General features: G+C 70.3%; 13 protein-coding genes. 2 read left to right on the forward strand and 11 right to left on the reverse strand.

Annotated features, from left to right (window positions below):
• Positions 1–4: 4 nt before the first annotated feature.
• From R4P08_RS10335 to fgd, 9 genes are all read right to left on the reverse strand, one after another.
• Positions 5–1,540 carry a thrombospondin type 3 repeat-containing protein gene (locus tag R4P08_RS10335; protein WP_317813731.1) on the reverse strand — a complete coding sequence of 512 codons (1,536 nt, stop codon included), beginning with the start codon at positions 1,538–1,540 and terminating at the stop codon, positions 5–7.
• Between the two features lie 86 nt (positions 1,541–1,626).
• A complete protein-coding gene (locus R4P08_RS10340) occupies positions 1,627–2,838 on the reverse strand; it encodes an acetate kinase (RefSeq protein WP_317813732.1) in 1,212 nt (403 codons plus the stop codon).
• Positions 2,835–4,982 (reverse strand): phosphate acetyltransferase, encoded by a 2,148-nt coding sequence (gene pta, locus R4P08_RS10345; protein ID WP_317813822.1) that lies wholly within the window; start codon positions 4,980–4,982, stop codon positions 2,835–2,837. Before pta ends, R4P08_RS10340 begins: the two co-directional genes overlap by 4 nt.
• 175 nt (positions 4,983–5,157) lie before the next feature.
• Complete coding sequence (locus R4P08_RS10350; protein ID WP_317813733.1) at positions 5,158–6,447, reverse strand: HNH endonuclease signature motif containing protein; 1,290 nt, start codon at positions 6,445–6,447, stop codon at positions 5,158–5,160.
• A gap of 59 nt (positions 6,448–6,506) precedes the next feature.
• Entirely contained in the window at positions 6,507–7,553 is a 1,047-nt protein-coding gene (gene egtD / locus R4P08_RS10355; protein WP_317813734.1) for an L-histidine N(alpha)-methyltransferase, read from the reverse strand.
• Positions 7,550–8,968, reverse strand: a complete 1,419-nt coding sequence (egtB, locus tag R4P08_RS10360; protein ID WP_317813736.1) for an ergothioneine biosynthesis protein EgtB — start codon at positions 8,966–8,968, stop codon at positions 7,550–7,552. The genes egtD and egtB overlap by 4 nt, the downstream gene beginning before the upstream one ends.
• Before the next feature lie 85 nt (positions 8,969–9,053).
• The gene (locus R4P08_RS10365; RefSeq protein WP_317813737.1) at positions 9,054–9,725 is read right to left on the reverse strand and encodes a methylated-DNA--[protein]-cysteine S-methyltransferase; all 672 of its coding nucleotides are present in this window, start codon (positions 9,723–9,725) and stop codon (positions 9,054–9,056) included.
• A 2-nt stretch (positions 9,726–9,727) separates the two neighbouring features.
• A complete protein-coding gene (locus R4P08_RS10370) occupies positions 9,728–10,384 on the reverse strand; it encodes a suppressor of fused domain protein (protein ID WP_317813738.1) in 657 nt (218 codons plus the stop codon).
• Complete coding sequence (gene fgd / locus R4P08_RS10375) at positions 10,381–11,400, reverse strand: glucose-6-phosphate dehydrogenase (coenzyme-F420) (RefSeq protein WP_317813739.1); 1,020 nt, start codon at positions 11,398–11,400, stop codon at positions 10,381–10,383. Before fgd ends, R4P08_RS10370 begins: the two co-directional genes overlap by 4 nt.
• A gap of 468 nt (positions 11,401–11,868) precedes the next feature.
• Between fgd and R4P08_RS10380 the strand changes: the two genes are divergently transcribed.
• Both R4P08_RS10380 and R4P08_RS10385 read left to right on the forward strand, forming a co-directional pair.
• Complete coding sequence (locus R4P08_RS10380) at positions 11,869–12,729, forward strand: SipW-dependent-type signal peptide-containing protein (protein ID WP_317813823.1); 861 nt, start codon at positions 11,869–11,871, stop codon at positions 12,727–12,729.
• Positions 12,726–13,361 carry a hypothetical protein gene (locus tag R4P08_RS10385; RefSeq protein WP_317813740.1) on the forward strand — a complete coding sequence of 212 codons (636 nt, stop codon included), beginning with the start codon at positions 12,726–12,728 and terminating at the stop codon, positions 13,359–13,361. The genes R4P08_RS10380 and R4P08_RS10385 overlap by 4 nt, the downstream gene beginning before the upstream one ends.
• 30 nt (positions 13,362–13,391) lie before the next feature.
• Here R4P08_RS10385 and R4P08_RS10390 read toward each other — a convergent pair whose 3' ends face one another.
• Together R4P08_RS10390 and R4P08_RS10395 are read right to left on the reverse strand one after the other, a co-directional pair.
• Positions 13,392–14,552 (reverse strand): hypothetical protein, encoded by a 1,161-nt coding sequence (locus tag R4P08_RS10390; protein WP_317813742.1) that lies wholly within the window; start codon positions 14,550–14,552, stop codon positions 13,392–13,394.
• A gap of 5 nt (positions 14,553–14,557) precedes the next feature.
• The gene (locus tag R4P08_RS10395; RefSeq protein WP_317813743.1) at positions 14,558–15,766 is read right to left on the reverse strand and encodes an O-succinylhomoserine sulfhydrylase; all 1,209 of its coding nucleotides are present in this window, start codon (positions 15,764–15,766) and stop codon (positions 14,558–14,560) included.
• Positions 15,767–15,781 lie beyond the last annotated feature (15 nt).

Raw genomic sequence — 15,781 nt, forward strand, 5'->3', positions numbered from 1 at the left:
GCGACTAGCTCTCGGGGCCGTGATCGCGGCGGCGAGATGCCAGCAGGAGCATCGTCACCCCGGCCGCAGCGGCGGTGAGCGCCCACAGCGCGAGCTCTGCCGCCCCGACGCCGGTCTCCGCCAGGGAGCCTCGGACCTGCGAGTTGGCGCGGGTCCACTCCGACGACGGCGCGCCATCGCGAGGGGTCACCGCGTTCGCGTCGACCTGACCGGACTCGGCCCCGCCGTCGGAGCGGCCGCCTCGGCCCCCGTCGGTCGCCGCTCCGCCCGGGTCGCCGGTGGCGTTCGGGTCACCGGTGCCGTCCGGGCCCGAATCGGAACCGGAGGAGCCTCCGGATGACGCACCGGAGCCAGACGAGTCGCCCGGAGCGGTCGGGAGTCCACCTGATCCGATCGACCCGCCGGGGAGACCACCGATCGATCCACCCAGGAATCCGAGCGTCTGCCCGAGGATGCCGACGATCGCGCCGATCACCCCGAAGACGACGAACGGCCAGATGAAGTCCGGCAGCTCCGTGGATCCGCCGCCTGATACGGAATTGATCACCACACGCCGCACCGAGGTGTAACTGGCTCCGCCGGGCATGGTGACGGTGAACTCGACGTCGTATGTCCCGGCCCTGGTGGGCGTGCCGACCAGCACGCCGTCCTCCAGTCGCATGCCCGGCGGGAGGGTGCGGGTGTCGACGACGAGCTCGGTCCCGGCCGGGGGCGTCGGCAGGAACGGCTCGGGCCCGTAGTGCTGACCCACGGTGCCGTCGGGGAGTCGGTTGAGCGGATCGGTGGGGTCGGTGCCGAGCTGGTTCTCGACCGGGTCGGGCAGCCCGTCGCGATCGGTGTCCAGTTCCCCGGTCTCGGTGAAGGACACCCAGATCATGGGGCTCACGCTCTGCCGCTGGGCGTAGTTCTGAACATCGCGGGACACCGACACCTCGTCGACGACCCGCGCGGACTGGCCGGGCCCCAGGTCGAGCGCGGCAACAGTACTCCCGCGGGCCGGGGAGTCGGCGGCCTGAGGAGTGTCGGCGCCGTAGAGCGTGACGGTCTGGGAGTCTGCGCCGGCTGAACCGGTGATGGAGCTGCTCACGTCGAACTCGGCCTCTCCGGAGACCAGGTAGTCGCCGACGCCGACTGCGTATCGACCGATCCGGCCGGACCGAGAGGCGTTGCGGACGTGGTAGGTCCTGTCGATCGACTCCCCGGGCGACATGCTGCACGGTTCGACCCGCGGCGTCCCGCCGAGGGCACCTCCGGGGTCGGAGACGACGGGCCCGCCGAACACGTCACAGCCCCACGCCCCCAGGACCAGGTCAGGCGCGTCAGTCCAGTTGGCTCCGTCGAGAGAGAACTCCAGGTCGGTGTGCGCGTCCAGGGGCGGGGCGGTGAGAGCCCCCGCCACGGACGCCCCACCGAGCACCAGGGTGGCGACTATCGCGAGTACGAGCGGGACGAGTCCCCGTTTCCGGCCACCGCGCGACCGGACCGACCGCGGAGTGTCAGCGGGCTCGGTGTCGCGAGGGGAGGGTGCGGAAGTGGGCATCGTCCTGCTTCGTCAGGCCCGAGCGAAACCCCGGGTAGCCCCTCACACCCTACGTCTAAGCCGTCGCTTATCAAGGCATGGAGGGCTCACCCGCCCAGTCCGAGTACGACATCGCATGCCCGGGCGATGGCCAACTCCTCGTCTGTGGGCACCACCAGGACCGCGACCCGGCTGCCCGGGGTCGAGATGATCCGCTCGCCCGACCCCTTCTCGTTGGCTTCCGGATCGATCTCCACTCCCCAGCCGGCGAGCGTGGACAGCGCATCGGCCCGCAGGCTAGCGACGTTCTCGCCGACCCCGGCGGTGAACGTGATCGCCCCGACCTCGCCGAGGACCGCCCAGTAACCGCCGATATAGCGGCGCAGGCGGTGGATAACCACGTCGTAGGCGAGCGTCGCGTCCTCGTCGTCGTCGTCGACCCGGCTGAGCAGTTCGCGGAAGTCTCGCACGCCCGCCAGTCCCTCCAGGCCGGACTTCCGGTTGAGCAGGGTGGAGACGTCGTCCGGGGACATGCCCCGGTCGCGGATGAGGTGGATGATCAGCCCGGGGTCGAGGTCTCCGGGACGGGTGCCCATCACCAGGCCCTCGAGTGGGGTCAGGCCCATGGAGGTGTCGACCGCACGGCCGCCGGCGATCGCCGACGCCGAGGCCCCGTTGCCCAGGTGCAGCACGATCTGGTTGAGCTCGTCGTACGGCCGGTCCAGGATCTCAGCAGTGCGGCGGGAGACGAACTCGTGGCTGGTGCCGTGGAAGCCGTACCGGCGCAGGTCCCACTTGCGGGCCAGCTCGCGGTCGATCGCGTAGGTGTGGGCGGCGGCGGGCAGGGTGTGGAAGAAACCGGTGTCGAACACCGCCACGTGCGGCAGACCGGGGAGCAGGTCGCGGGCCACGCGGATCCCGCGCAGGTTGGCGGGGTTGTGCAGCGGGGCGAGCAGCTCCAGCTCCTCGATGTCCGCTTCCACCTCGGGGGTGACCTCGACCGGCTCGTGGAAGGCGGGCCCGCCGTGGACCACGCGGTGCCCGATCGCCTCGACGCCCAGGTCGGTGGGGTGCACCCGGAGCTCGGCGGCCAGTTCGAGCACCCGGCCGAGCGCGGCGGAGTGGTCCGGGAACCCGGCCTCAGCGGTCCGTTCTGCCGCCGGGGACCCGGTGTGCTCGCTGCGGCGGACGGTCAGCGTCCCGGAGGGCTCCCCGATGCGCTCGACCAGCGCCCACGCCAGCTCGGCCTCGACGGCGGTGTCGAGGATCTGCAGCTTGAGCGAGGACGAACCGGAGTTGATGACGAGGACGCGGGTCACGAGTCGCTCTCCTGGGCCCCGGAGGCAGCCTGCGCCTGGACGGCCGTGATGGCGACCGTGTTGACGATGTCCTCGATCAGCGCACCGCGCGAGAGGTCGTTGATGGGTTTGCGCAGTCCCTGCAGAACCGGGCCGATCGCCACCGCCCCGGCGGTGCGCTGCACGGCCTTGTAGGTGTTGTTGCCGGTGTTGAGGTCGGGGAACACCAGGACGGTGGCGCGGCCGGCGACCGGCGAGTCGGGCATCTTCTTCGCGGCGACGGTGGGGTCGACGGCGGCGTCGAACTGCAGGGGACCGTCGACGACGAGGTCCGCCACCGGGTCACCCGCGGCGGCCTCGGCGATGCGCGTACGGACGATCTCGGTGGCCTCGCGCACCTTGTCGACGTCCGCGCCGCTGCCCGAGTCGCCGGTGGAGTACGAGAGCAGCGCGACCCGCGGCTCCACGCCGAACCGGGAGGCGGTCTCGGCGGACGACAGCGCGATGTCGGCGAGTTGCTGGGCGGTCGGGTCGGGAACCACCGCGCAGTCGCCGAAGGCCAGCACGTGGTCGGCCAGGCACATGAGGAACACGCTGGAGACGGTCTTGACGTCGGGCCGGGTCCGGATGATCTCGAGCGCCGGCCGGATGGTGTGCGCGGTGGTGTGGGCCGCGCCGGAGACCATTCCGTCGGCGAGTCCGGTGTGCACCATCATCGTGGCGAAGTAGGAGATGTCGAGGATCCGGTCGCGGGCCAGGTCCAGGGTCATGCCCTTGTGCTTGCGCAGCTCGGTGTATTCGGTCGCGAACCGCTCGGCGTGCTCGCTCGTCCGCGGGTCGAGGATCGTCGCGCCGGTCAGGTCGATCCCCAGCTCGTCCGCGCGGCGGCGCACGGCCTCGGAATCGCCGAGGATCGTCAGGTCGGCCACGTCCCGGCGCAGCAGCCGGCCCGCGGCGTGCAGGATGCGGTCGTCGTCGCCCTCGGGCAGCACGATGTGCCGCCTGTCGGCGCGGGCGCGCTCGAGGAGCTGGTGCTCGAACATCTGCGGCGTCATCACGTCGGGGGTCTCCACCCGCAGGCGGGCGAGAAGCTCCTCGGTGTCGACGTGCTTCTCCATCAGGCTCAGCGCCGTCTCGACTTTCCGGCCGGACCCGGAGTAGACGCGTCCCCGGGTGTCCGCGGCGATGCGAGCGGTGTCATAGGTGCCGTGGGCGGTGCAGACGATCGGCAACGTGGAGCGCATCCCGTGGACAAGCCGGTCCATCGCCGAGTTCGGCAGCAGTCCGCCGTTCCAGATCATCCCGGCCAACGAGGGGAAGCCCTCCGCGGCGTGCGCGGCGAGGATCGCCAGGACCGCGTCGGTCCGGTCGGCGGGGACGATGACGACCATGCCGTCGACCAACCGCTCCAGAATCCGGTCCCCGGTCATCCCGCCCACCATCACGGCCATGACCTCGCGGTCCAGCAGCGCGGAGTCACCCGAGTAGAGCGTCCCGTCCACGGCCTCCAGCAGCTCACCCATCGTGGGCGCGGTGAGAAGCGCCTGGCTCGGCAGCGTCCACGCGGGTAGGCCCAGCGGCGCGAGCTCTGACTGGATGGTCTCCAGTTCCTCCGGAACGCACCGGTTGACCACGATCCCGACCGGGTGGGCGTGCTCGACCCGCAGCTCGTCCAGGGTCAACCGGGCGTTGGTGCCGATCTCCTCAGGCGTCCGGTCGGCGCCGCGGAGCACAAGGAGAACGGGCGCACCGAGGTTGACCGCGACGGTGGCGTTGAAGTCGAACTCGGTCGGGCTGGGGACGCCGGTGTAGTCGGTTCCGAGGATCACCACGACGTCGCACTGCTGGGCGACGGCGTGATATCGGTCGACGATCTCCGTCAGCGCCGCGTCGCGGTCCTCGTGCACCCGGGCGTTGGTCACGCCGATGCACTCCTCGTATTCGAGGTCGACGGTGGTGTGCTGGAGCAGCATCTCCACGATGCGGTCGCGAGCGGGCTCGGTGTCAGCCACGCGTGGTGCGACGGTGACCGGACGGAACACCCCGACCCGCTGCACGGTACCGGCGAAGATGCGCAGCAGGCCCAGCGCGACGGTCGACTTCCCCGTGTCGCCCTCGGGGGCCGCGACGTAGACCGCGGACGACGAGAGAGGGCTCGAGGTCACCGGGGACGGGATCGTGGGTGCGGCGGACTCAGGGGAGAAAGACTCGGAAACGGGGGAATCAGGCACGTGGGCATTCTGACAGTGCGAGCCGTCCGGCACACCTCGTACACCCCGTGCGGGCGCGTCTTCCCCACTCCGGCCCGCGCCGCCGCTCTCGCCTGTGGGCGACCGGTCGTCACACATCGGTGAGCCTGTCGACCCCGGGTGGCAGCCATGTACAGCGCCCCGGGGAGCCCGGATTCACGACGGTCTTCCACGCGGAGGGGCCGTCTCCGACGAAGCCGTGATGCACCGGACAGCCCAGCGCGCCGTTGCCAACGGTGGTGGGCCCGCCTCGCGACCACTCCTCCACGTGGTGGAACTGACATCCTCTCGCCGGTGCCGTGCATCCGGGAAAAGTGCATCCTCCGTGTGCGGCGTAGAGGACCAGTCGTTGGATCGCGGAGGCGAGGCGGCGGTCGGGGTGGGCGTCGACGTCGATCCGGTGCAGTTCCTCGCGGCCGTCGCGCAGCAGCGAGACGAACCACGGCATCGTCCCGGCCATGGAGACTGCCTGCCGGACGCTGAGCTGGGTGCCGGAGTCGGTCTCCACGAGCGCGGTGGGATCGTCGAGCTGCTCCGGCGTCACGCGCACCACGATGGTGGCGATGCCCTTGGGCCGGGCGGGGTCGACGGTCGAGCCGAGGGCCCACTGGTGCACGAGCGCGTCGTGCGCCCGCTGCTCCGGGGTGCGCTCGTCCGACCCGGGCTCGCAGGCCACGACTCTGCCTGGTCCGCCGAAGTCGCACAGCGCCCGCTCCACCAGCGCGCGGGCCCGCGGTGTGAGCGTCACGTTGAGGGTGCTGGTGCCGTCCGGACGGACCGCGCCGAGTCGGGCCGAGCGCTGGCGTTCCTGGTGCTCCTCGCGGTCCTTCCCGCGGTCGGGGCACATAACGGCGACTCGTCGCGCCGCCTCCGCACGCAGCTCAGCCGGAGCGACCGTGCGCGCGAACTCCGTGAGCTCCTCGGCGAACCGGGTCGTGGCCGCCCCGCCCAGCGTTCCGGGCAGCCCGGAGACGGCCTTGGCGATGATCCGCTCGTGTTCGGAAGTGATCTCCCCGCCCGCTGCCGCCCGCCCGGCCGGGGTGGCCTGCCGTCCGCCCGCCTCGATCCGCCCGTGCACCACGCCTCTGGCCAGGCCCAGCTTCTCCCCCAGCATCGCCGCGACTCCCCCGGCGGACCGACCCCTATGCCGGTGCAGCGCTGCCAACTCGGCCATCGCCCGCGAGCCTGCCGATTCGAGCCTGCGGGCCACGATCTCGGCGCGCCCCACGGCGTCGACCAGCGCCTCCGCGTCATGGTCTGACCAGTCGACCCCGCACAGGGTCTCCACGGCGGCCTCGAGGAGCGCGAGAACGTCGGCGAGCGGGGCCGCTTCCGGCCCCTGCCCCACCGCATCGTGCGTGCCGCACACTCCCTGTTCCATGCTTCAGATTATAGAACACACGTACGACACGAATCTGGCGTCGACAGCCCACCCAGAGGTCAGGCTCCCTGGTCGACGACGACGAGGGCCAGCCCGAAGTCGCCGGACTCATCGGACCAGACCGCCTGACCGCAGAAGCCGTGATCCGCCAGCTCGTCGACCAGGGCGTCAGGCTTGAATTTCCGGGCGATCTCGGTGCGGATGCCCTCCCCTGCGGCCAGGTCTCGCCCGCGCCCGAGCGTCGGGAAGTCGATTCGCACATCGCGCACTGCGCGCAGCCACATCTCGATCCGGCTCTCCTCCGCGTTCCACACCGCCTCGTGCCGGAAGTCGCGGCGATCGAGGCCCGTGCAGTCGACGGTCCGGCCGATCACGTCGAGCATGTTGAGGTTGAACTCGGCGGTGATGCCGGCGGCGTCGTCGTAGGCCGCCACCAGCCGCTGAGGGCTCTTGACCAGGTCGAATCCCAGCGCCAGGCGGTCGCCCGGGCTCATCGTGCCGCGCAACATGGCAAAGAACGCGGCGCGCTGGGTCTCATCGAAGTTGCCGACGGTGCCGCCGAGGAACAGCACCAGCCGCCCTCCCGGTTCGCCCGGCAGTGGCCCGTCGAGAGCGGTGAGGTCGCCGACGACCGGATCGACCCGCAGGCCCGGGTACTCGGTGGCGAGTGCTCGCGCGGATTCGAAGAGCATCTCCGTGCTGATGTCCACGGGCACGAACCGCGCTGCGCCAGCACCCGCCGCGCCAGCACCCCCCGCGCCAGCACCCCCCGCGAACACATCGAGGAGCACCCGCGTCTTCTCGCAGGTCCCTGCCCCGAGTTCGACCATCGTCGACGCCGCGCCCACGATGTCCCCGGCGCGGGCCCGCAGGATCTCGGCCTCCGCCCGGGTGGGGTAGTACTCGTCCAGCCTGGTGATCTGGTCGAACAGCAGGCTGCCCTTCTCGTCGTAGAACCACCGCGGCGGCAGGGTGGGCGGGTCGTCGAAGAACCCCTCGCGCAGGTCCGACTCCAGGGCTGCGGCATCGGAGGCGGCGGAGCTCGTCGTCGTCGTCGAACTGGTAGTGGTCTCGGTCGTCTCCCCGCGCGGTGCGCCCGCGGTCACCGCGCGAGCCTCAGGCCCGTGGCCGCCCACCTGGACGCGGCGGGGAAGAAGTTCCGGTAGGTAGGCCGGGTGTGGCCTGCCGGGGTGAGCGCGCTGCCGCCGCGCAGGACGTGCTGGTCGGACATGAACTTGCCGTTGTACTCGCCCGCCGCGCCCTCCTCGGTGACGAACCCGGGATACGGCAGGTAGGCGCTGGAGGTCCATTCCCACACGCCGCCGATCGCGCGCTCGGCGGCCACGCGCGGGTGACAGCGGGAGGGGTCGAGCTCATCGCCGACCTCCCAGCCGGCGGTGGCGACCTCCCACTCGAACTCGGTGGGCAACCGCGCGCCGGCCCAGCGGGCGTAGGCGTCGGCCTCGTAGAAGGAGACGTGGCAGACGGGTTCGGCATCCACGAGCAGGCGCCGGCCCGACAGGGTGAAGGTGGTCCACTCACCGTCGGCGGCCGAGGCCACACCTGCGGGCCCGCCGCCCTCGCGCCGCCAGTAGCCGGGCGCGTCCCAGCCCTCGGCCCGCACGGTGGCCCAGCCGTCGGAGAGCCACAGTTCGGGGCGGAGGTAGCCGCCGTCGGCCATGAACCGCTTCCAGTCGGCCACCGTGACCTGGCGGGTGGCGACCTCGACGCCGGGGATCCACACGCGGTGGCGCGGGCGCTCGTTGTCGTAGGAGAACCCGTCGTGAGTGGACCCGTCGTGGGAGGACTCGTCGCTGGGGAGCCCGGCGCCGCGCGCGGGATCCGGGGCGCCCACCTGGGCCACCCCCTCGACGACGACGAGCCAGTCCGTCTCCCCCGGCGCCGCCACGGCGGGGTCGGCGTCCCGCTCGATATACACCGGGTCGGTCGGGTTGTGGGCGAAGAGATGCTTGGCGTCCATGAGCATCAGCTCCTGGTGCTGCTGCTCGTGGTTACAGCCCAGTTCGAGCAGCTCGAGCCCGCGCTCGTCGATCCGGCCCGCCTCGAGCGCCGCCACCACGGCCTCGTCCACACGCGCCCGGAAGGCCCCGATCTCCGCCACCGACGGGCGGGTGATCAGCCCCCGCTCAGGCCGGGGCTGCCGCGGGCCGACGGCCTCGTAGTAGGAGTTGAACAGGAAGCGGAAGATCGGCTCGGGCGACTGATATCCCGGCAGCCCGCCCAGGACAAACTCCTCGAAGAACCACGTGGTGTGCGCGCGGTGCCACGCGGCGGGACTCGCGGCCGTCATGGATTGCGGGATCTGGTCCTCCGCGCTGAGCCGGGACGCCAGCAGGTCGGTGAGTCCGCGGACCTGCAGGAACCGCTCGGCCGCGCTTTGGGCGCGCGGATCAATCCCAGGGCTGGCGCCACGGCCTGGCCGCGGATCAGACCCGGTGCGCGGCTCGGCGGTGTGCGGCACGGTGTTGCGCGTCTCGGTGGTGACGTCTCCGACTGTCATGGGATCCCCCAGGATGGTTCGACGGCGGTCGGGCTGCCGCCACCCTAGCCACGCCGTACGACACTTCACACCGCTACGCGCTAGATCAGGCGAAGGCGATCGGGTCGGCGGCGGCGAGGTTACGCCGCTCGTGCTCGAGGAGCCGCAGGCGGTATTCGGGGCAGTTGCCCATCCCGCCGTCTGCGCGGATAACCCGGTGGACGGGGATGACAAATGGCACCGGCACCAGCGTGCACAAACGCCCCACTCTACGGGCGTTGCGGGGCCGGCCGGCATCGATGCTGATCTGACCGTAGCTGGAGGTCTCGCCGTAGGGGATGTGCTGGATCTCGCGGTACGCCTCGCGCGAGAACTCATCGTGCACGCCCGCGGCCGCCCAGTCCACGGGGACATCGAACTCACGCCGCTCACCGGCGAGGTAGGCCTCGAGCTGATCGGCCAAGCGAGCCAGAAGCCCCGCCGCCGCGCCGGGGTCGGGATCGCGCACCTCGTCGTCGTCGGTGTCGTCGTCGTTGTCCGGGTTGTCGTCGTCGTCGTTGTCCTGGTTGTCGTCGTCGTCGAAATGTTTCACGTCGAACCACGTCCCGGGCTGGTCAGGCCCCACCTCGTCGATCCCCACCTCGGGCCCCACCTGCTCCAGGCGCGCGATCCCGCGCGGCGTGGCCTCGATGATGATCCGCCCGGCGGCCGTGTCGAGCAGGCGCACGGCGCGGCCGCCGGGGCCGGCGAAGGACGTGGTCGCCCGGGGCAGCGCCATGCTCACACCACGCTCGGGCGATCCGGGTTGGTGACGTCGGCGTTGGCGGCGTCGAGGATCGCGAACAACGCATCGGCGCCGTCGCGGCCGACCACCGACATCTCGGCGGTGGTGATGGGCACGGCCTGCAGGCGCGTGAGCAGCGGCCCGGTGCCGTCGGGGCCGCCGGTCTCGTCCACCACCTGCAGCTCGGGCCAGAGGAACGGCGGGGTCAGCACCAGGTGCTCGCAGCGCCGCCCGGAGTCGACCAGCCCCACCGCGTTGGGGATCACCGCGCCCGGCGCCACGTGGATGGAGCCGGTGGCGATGGCCAGCGCACAGGCGTCCAGTACGTCGGCCATCGCGCGGTGCCCGGTGCGGCCGACGGTCACGAACTCACTGCGGATCTGCCGCCCGTCGGGCGTCGTGACGTTGGTGGGCAGCTCGCGCGCCCCCACGGTGGCGTAGGTGGTGAACCCGGGCGCGGGGACGTTGTCGACGACGACGATGTCGCAATGCCATTCCGTGGTCTCACCCTCCTCATCCGGCTCGGTCTCGTGCGGATAGCGCAGGACGCGAACCGAGTCGGCGCCCTCGAGGATCCCCTCGAGGCCGGAGAGGTCGGCCTTGTCCGGGCCCGGGACGGAGCCCCCTGCGGTCACGGCGTTCTCGTCAGTCATGCAAGGGCCCGCAGCCGCGGCTCGAGGTCGGCCTTGAACAGGTCCAGGAAGCGCTTCTGGTCGTGGCCGGGCGCGTGGAAGACCAGGTGATTCAGTCCCGCGTCCACATACTGCTTGACCTGCTCGACGGCGTCGTCCGGATCGGAGGCCACGATCCAGCGCTTGGCCACCTGCTCGATGGGCAGCTCGTCGGCCAGGCGCTCCATCTCGCGCGGGGAGTCGACGGAGTGCTTCTGCTCCGGAGTCAGGGACAGCGGCGCCCAGAAGCGGCAGTTCTCCAGGGCGAGGTCCGGGTCGGTGTCGTAGCTGATCTTGATCTCGATCATCCGGTCGATGGCTGCGGAGTCGCGGTCGTTGATCTTCGCGCCCTCCTCGACGGCGGGCAGGAGCTTGTCGGTGTAGAGCTCCATGCCCTTGCCCGAGGTGCAGATGAAGCCGTCGCCCACCCGGCCGGCGTACTTGGCCACCACCGGGCCGCCCGCCGCGACGTACACCGGCACGCCGTCGTCGGGCACGTCGTAGAGGAAGGCGTCCTTGGTGGTGTAGAAATCGCCCTCGAAGCTGGTGGTCTCGCCGGTCCACAACTCGCGCATGAGCCGGACCGACTCGCGGAGGCGGGCAAACCGCTCCTTGAACTCGGGCCACTCACCTTGATGACCGGTGGCGATCTCGTTGAGCGCCTCGCCGGTGCCCACGCCCAGGAAGATCCGGCCCGGGTAGAGGCACGCCATGGTGGCGAACGCCTGGGCCAGCACGGCCGGGTTGTAGCGGAAGGTGGGCGTGAGCACGGAGGTGCCCAACTGCAGCCGCTCGGTGCGCTCCCCCACCGCGGTCATCCACGCCAGGAAGAAGGGCGCGTGGCCGCCGTCGTGGCGCCAGGGCTGGAAGTGGTCGGACACCGTGGCCGAATCCATCCCCGCCTGTTCGGCCAGGACCGCGTACTCGACCAGGTCGCGCGGGCCGAACTGCTCAGCCGAGGCCTTGTATCCGAGCTTGAGCGGGAGGGCGGGGGACATAGGGGCTCCTTGTGGTGTACGTGTGTGCGAAATCGCCGACACCTCGGCCGGGTCACTACGCACGAGTATGCCAGTGCACCCCCGAACCCCGTCCCGACTTGGAGGCTCGGCACCTGTGTGATTTGATCTCGAATAATTCTGTTAAAAACATAAGAAAAATATGTGAACCTCACGTCCAAATCCGCTGGCCACCATGAAATTCAGACCGATCAGCCTGGCCCTCTACCTTCAGCGTCGCAGGTAGAACCCTATATGAATCACAGATCTCCATAACGGTTCGCTTAATTAGTAATAACAGCCCGGTATCGATCACGTCCGAAAATCCGTACGAGGGCGACACACCCCACCCCCTCAAGGGCCCGTCTGGTGGCCCCAACGGAAGAGCGCGTTTCTTGATCGCCAACGACTCCCCTCACTCCCGAAGCCCAGCAGACGCAGCTGGACCGCAAGTGCGAGCGCAAGGCCATTCTGGCCGGCGGCGTGGTCCTGGGCCTCGGCGCCGCAGTGACCCTGGCCGCGTGGTCGGACGGAGTCTTCGCTGATGGCAACTTCCAGACCGGTGAGGCCAATCTGCTCGGTTCGCAGGCCGCCGGCGCGGATGACAACCTGAGCAGTGTCAGCGAGGTCTCCCCCGAAATCGTCCCTCCCCGCAAGGTGACGGACAAATTCTGGATGGGGCGATATATCACCGGCCCGGGCGGAGACCTCGAGATCGCACGGGCGTCACACTGGATGTCCTACCCGCAGCCGACGAGCCTGACCGCGACCACGACGACCTGCTTCGGCAATCCCGCTCCGTCGCCCCGATTAGTGGCCCATCAGAACACCCTCGGGTACACGTACTCGATCGCCGCGTCCGATGCCTCGTCCACAGTCGCCCGCGTGACTGTCGCCGGGTTCAGGTCCACCGCCCAGTGTTTCGCTGATGGCTCGTCCTCTGCGGTGATCAACGACTCCGGCAGCACCCTGCAACTCGCAGACGAACTGGCCACTCGGAACTACTCGTTCAGTCACGAAGAGAGCATCAAGGCGATTATTCCGGCCAGCGATGATTCGTCGCGGCGATACGACGGCACCTCGAACCAGTGGATGCGGCACAACCCAGAAAACGGGCATGGTCGTCTCCATCCGCTGACGCACGCCTCGACACGCCGCTGCCACGGGTGGGAACCCGGCGAGCCACGGCCAATCGTCGGGGCGAGGTGTAACGACTCCGCCCGCCCCGGCCATAGTGTTGATAGATCGAAAGCTCACTGCGGGCTCGGCCCGCTCCGAGGAACGTTCCCCCGGAACGGTTTTCGTGAAATCAAGTGTTCGGAGGACTCATGAGGATCCAGCACGCGGCCACCGCGCTGATCGCCCTCGGTGCCGCCTCCGTCTGCACCCTCGGCGGGACCGTGATCATGCAGGACCACCGGGATGACGTCCTGGCCCAGGAGTCGGCGTTGCGCAATTCCACGTGGTCCGTGCAGGCCTCCACCGACTTCGGCACCACCTGGACCGCACCGGTCTCGTCCTACGGCGGGCACTTCCCCGTCCGGGTGGACACCTCCGGGTTGCGTGATCGCTCGGTCTACCAGCCATTCACCCTGCGGACCAGCGTCGACTCCCGCTCGGATGCCCACGTGGCGATTGGCAAAGGAGTCCTGGCCGAGGGCGATCCCGCTGCGGCCGCCGCGGTGAGGATCCGAGCGGTCGCCGCCCTGGAGGGCGCGTGTGCCGCACCCACGTTCGCCGCTGGGGCCACCAGCGTGCTCGCCGGCGACGGCACCCGACCCCAACCCGTGGACGCCCCGACCGTCGACGGCTCCCTGGTCCTGCCCGGCGCCACCCGCACCACCCCGGGACAACCCGTGACCGTGTGTCTGGAGCTGAGCATGGACTCGAGCTCCCCCGCCCCGGACTCGATGCTCACCTTGGCGTGGCCCGTGGAGATCACCCGCGCCGACGCCACCTCCTGAGTGGACAGGGCCTGAGCGCGCAGAGCCCGATCAGCCGAGGGCGGCCTTCCGGTACACCTGCTCGTGCGCGGCCATCACGGCCGCCGGGTCCGCCCCCTCGACGCGCGGCGGCACGCCCCGCGGCTCGTCGATGGCGGTGCGAACGGCCCACGTCAGCGCGCCTGGATCGCGGGGGTCGTACACCTCGCCGGAGTGCTCGGAGGGGTCGCAGCGGTCAAACCACTGCTCCCGCAGACAACCCACGGCCGGGAACACCGGCGCCACACCCAGGTCGCGACACAGCTCCAGCCACGTGGAGTGGGTGGCGAACCGATACGGGAGAACGCACACGTCGAGCGCGGCGAACTCGGCCAATACCGGCCCCAGATCGAGCGCCTCGTAGCGCACTAGGCGCACTGATTCCCAGTCGCCCTCCGCGGCCAGCTCGGCTACCAGATGGTGCCCGCCGCTCTCGCGGTCCTCGCCACACGCGTCCCGCCAGGCCTGCGCCTCCACCACGATCCGCAGATGCGCGCTCTGTCGACCGCTCGCCACCGGTGCCAGGAGATCGAGCAGCTCGGGGCCCTCGATGTTCTCCCCCATGCGCTCGAGCAGGACCCCGACCACGGTCGTGCCGTCACCGCCGCGCAGGTGATGGCCGGATCGGATGGCCGTGGAGATCTCGGGCTCGTCCAGCAGTCGCGGATGCGGCACGACCACCGCTTCGACGCCCCACCGCACCCACAACTCCTGCGCCGCGACCTCGGTGAGCGTGATCACCCGGGAGGCGGCCTCCACGAGGGTCGCGGTGTGGTCGCGGTGCGGCGCGTCGTCCTCGTGGGACGGATAGACGATGTCGTGCACGGTGAGCACCATCGGCACCCCGGCATCGGCGAGGTACGCCACCATGTCGTCGGCGCTCTCGGCGTCCAGGTAGTCGTAGCCGAAGTGCACATGGGCCACATCGATGTGCCACAGCGGATCCCCGCCGGGGTGAACCTCGTCGCGACGAACCCCGTCCGGGAGCTCGTCGCTCGCGACCTGCTCGGCGGGAGCGGCGTCGGCGCGGGTCTCGCCTCTGACGGCGTCCGGTCGCAGCGGCAGCAGTTCGATGTGGTCCAGGCCGTCGAGCCCTGTGATGCGCCGCACGGCGGGATGCGCTGCCGGCATGACCGCCACCCGGGTCCGCGACGCGCCACCATGTGACCGCATAAGGCTCAGGCTAGCCCTCGACGCAAGTCCTCGATGAGGTCTCCGGCGTACTCGAGCCCCACCGAGAGGCGGACCACGTTGTCGGCGATGCCCACCGCGGCGCGGGCCTCCGGCTCCATGGACGCATGCGTGGTGGTCGCGGGGTGGGTCACCAGGGACTTGGCGTCGCCCAGGTTGTTGGAGATGTCGATGACCTCGAGCGCGTTGAGCAGCGAGAAGCACCGCTTCTTGCCGCCGTCCACCTCGTCGTCGTCGAATTTCAGCCCGAACGTCACCACCGACCCGCCGCCGGACATCTGCGCCCGGGCCAGCTCGTGCTGCGGATGGGACGGCAGCATCGAGTAGGTCACCCAGTCCACGGCCGGGTGTGACTCCAGGAACTGCGCCACCTCCAGCGCGTTGGCCGACATCCGCTCGACGCGCAGGCCCATGGTCTCCAGGCCCTTGAGCAGCACCCAGGCGTTGAAAGCGCTCATGCCAAAGCCAGCGTGACGCATGAGGTTCTGCACGGGCCCGGAGATGTACTCCTCGGTGCCCAGCACGGCGCCGCCCAGGACGCGGCCCTGGCCGTCGATGTGCTTGGTGGTGGAGTAGACCACGATGTCCGCGCCCAGCTCGAGCGGCTTCTGGTGCAGGACCGTGGCAAAGACGTTGTCCACCACCACCTGTGCACCGGCTGCGTGGGCCAGGTCGCACACCGCGCGGACGTCCACCAGTTCCTGCATGGGGTTGGAGGGGGTCTCAAAGAAGACGGCGTCGGTGGGCTCGCTGAGCGCCTCGCGCCACTGGTCCAGGTCGGCGCCGTCCACGAACACCGTCTCCACGCCCCAGCTCGGCAGGATCTCCGCGCAGATCACGTAACAGGAGCCGAACAGCGCCCGCGAGGCCACCAACCGCGAGCCGTTGCGGCACAGCGCGGCCAGGGCCACGAACACCGCGGACATCCCCGAGCTGGTGGCAAAGCACGCCTCAGCGCCCTCGATCTGCCGCAGCCGCTCCTGGAACATCGCCACGGTGGGATTGCCGTAGCGGGAGTACACGAAGCGCTGGATGTCGCCGTTGAAGGACGACTCAGCCGCCTCCGCCGTCTCGTAGACGTAGCCGGAGTTGAGGAACATCGGCTCGGTGGTCTCCTCGAAGCCGGTGCGCATCTGCCCGGCCCGGACCCCCAGGGTGTCGGGGTGGAGGCCGTCGGGGAGCTCGTTGTTCTTCATCGCTGCTTTCTTGTG

The organism is Rhodococcus sp. IEGM 1408 (assembly GCF_033142235.1).
Lineage (GTDB): Bacteria > Actinomycetota > Actinomycetes > Mycobacteriales > Mycobacteriaceae > Dietzia.

What these genes read in the sequence shown, in the direction of transcription:
- R4P08_RS10390 (WP_317813742.1), bottom strand. Translation starts at nt 14,552, where the DNA reads ATGCGGTCACATGGTGGCGCGTCGCGGACCCGGGTGGCGGTCATGCCG.
- fgd (WP_317813739.1), bottom strand. Translation starts at nt 11,400, where the DNA reads ATGTCCCCCGCCCTCCCGCTCAAGCTCGGATACAAGGCCTCGGCTGAG.
- R4P08_RS10395 (WP_317813743.1), bottom strand. Translation starts at nt 15,766, where the DNA reads ATGAAGAACAACGAGCTCCCCGACGGCCTCCACCCCGACACCCTGGGG.
- R4P08_RS10335 (WP_317813731.1), bottom strand. Translation starts at nt 1,540, where the DNA reads ATGCCCACTTCCGCACCCTCCCCTCGCGACACCGAGCCCGCTGACACT.
- R4P08_RS10350 (WP_317813733.1), bottom strand. Translation starts at nt 6,447, where the DNA reads ATGGAACAGGGAGTGTGCGGCACGCACGATGCGGTGGGGCAGGGGCCG.
- egtB (WP_317813736.1), bottom strand. Translation starts at nt 8,968, where the DNA reads ATGACAGTCGGAGACGTCACCACCGAGACGCGCAACACCGTGCCGCAC.
- R4P08_RS10370 (WP_317813738.1), bottom strand. Translation starts at nt 10,384, where the DNA reads ATGACTGACGAGAACGCCGTGACCGCAGGGGGCTCCGTCCCGGGCCCG.
- R4P08_RS10385 (WP_317813740.1), top strand. Translation starts at nt 12,726, where the DNA reads ATGAGGATCCAGCACGCGGCCACCGCGCTGATCGCCCTCGGTGCCGCC.
- R4P08_RS10365 (WP_317813737.1), bottom strand. Translation starts at nt 9,725, where the DNA reads ATGGCGCTGCCCCGGGCGACCACGTCCTTCGCCGGCCCCGGCGGCCGC.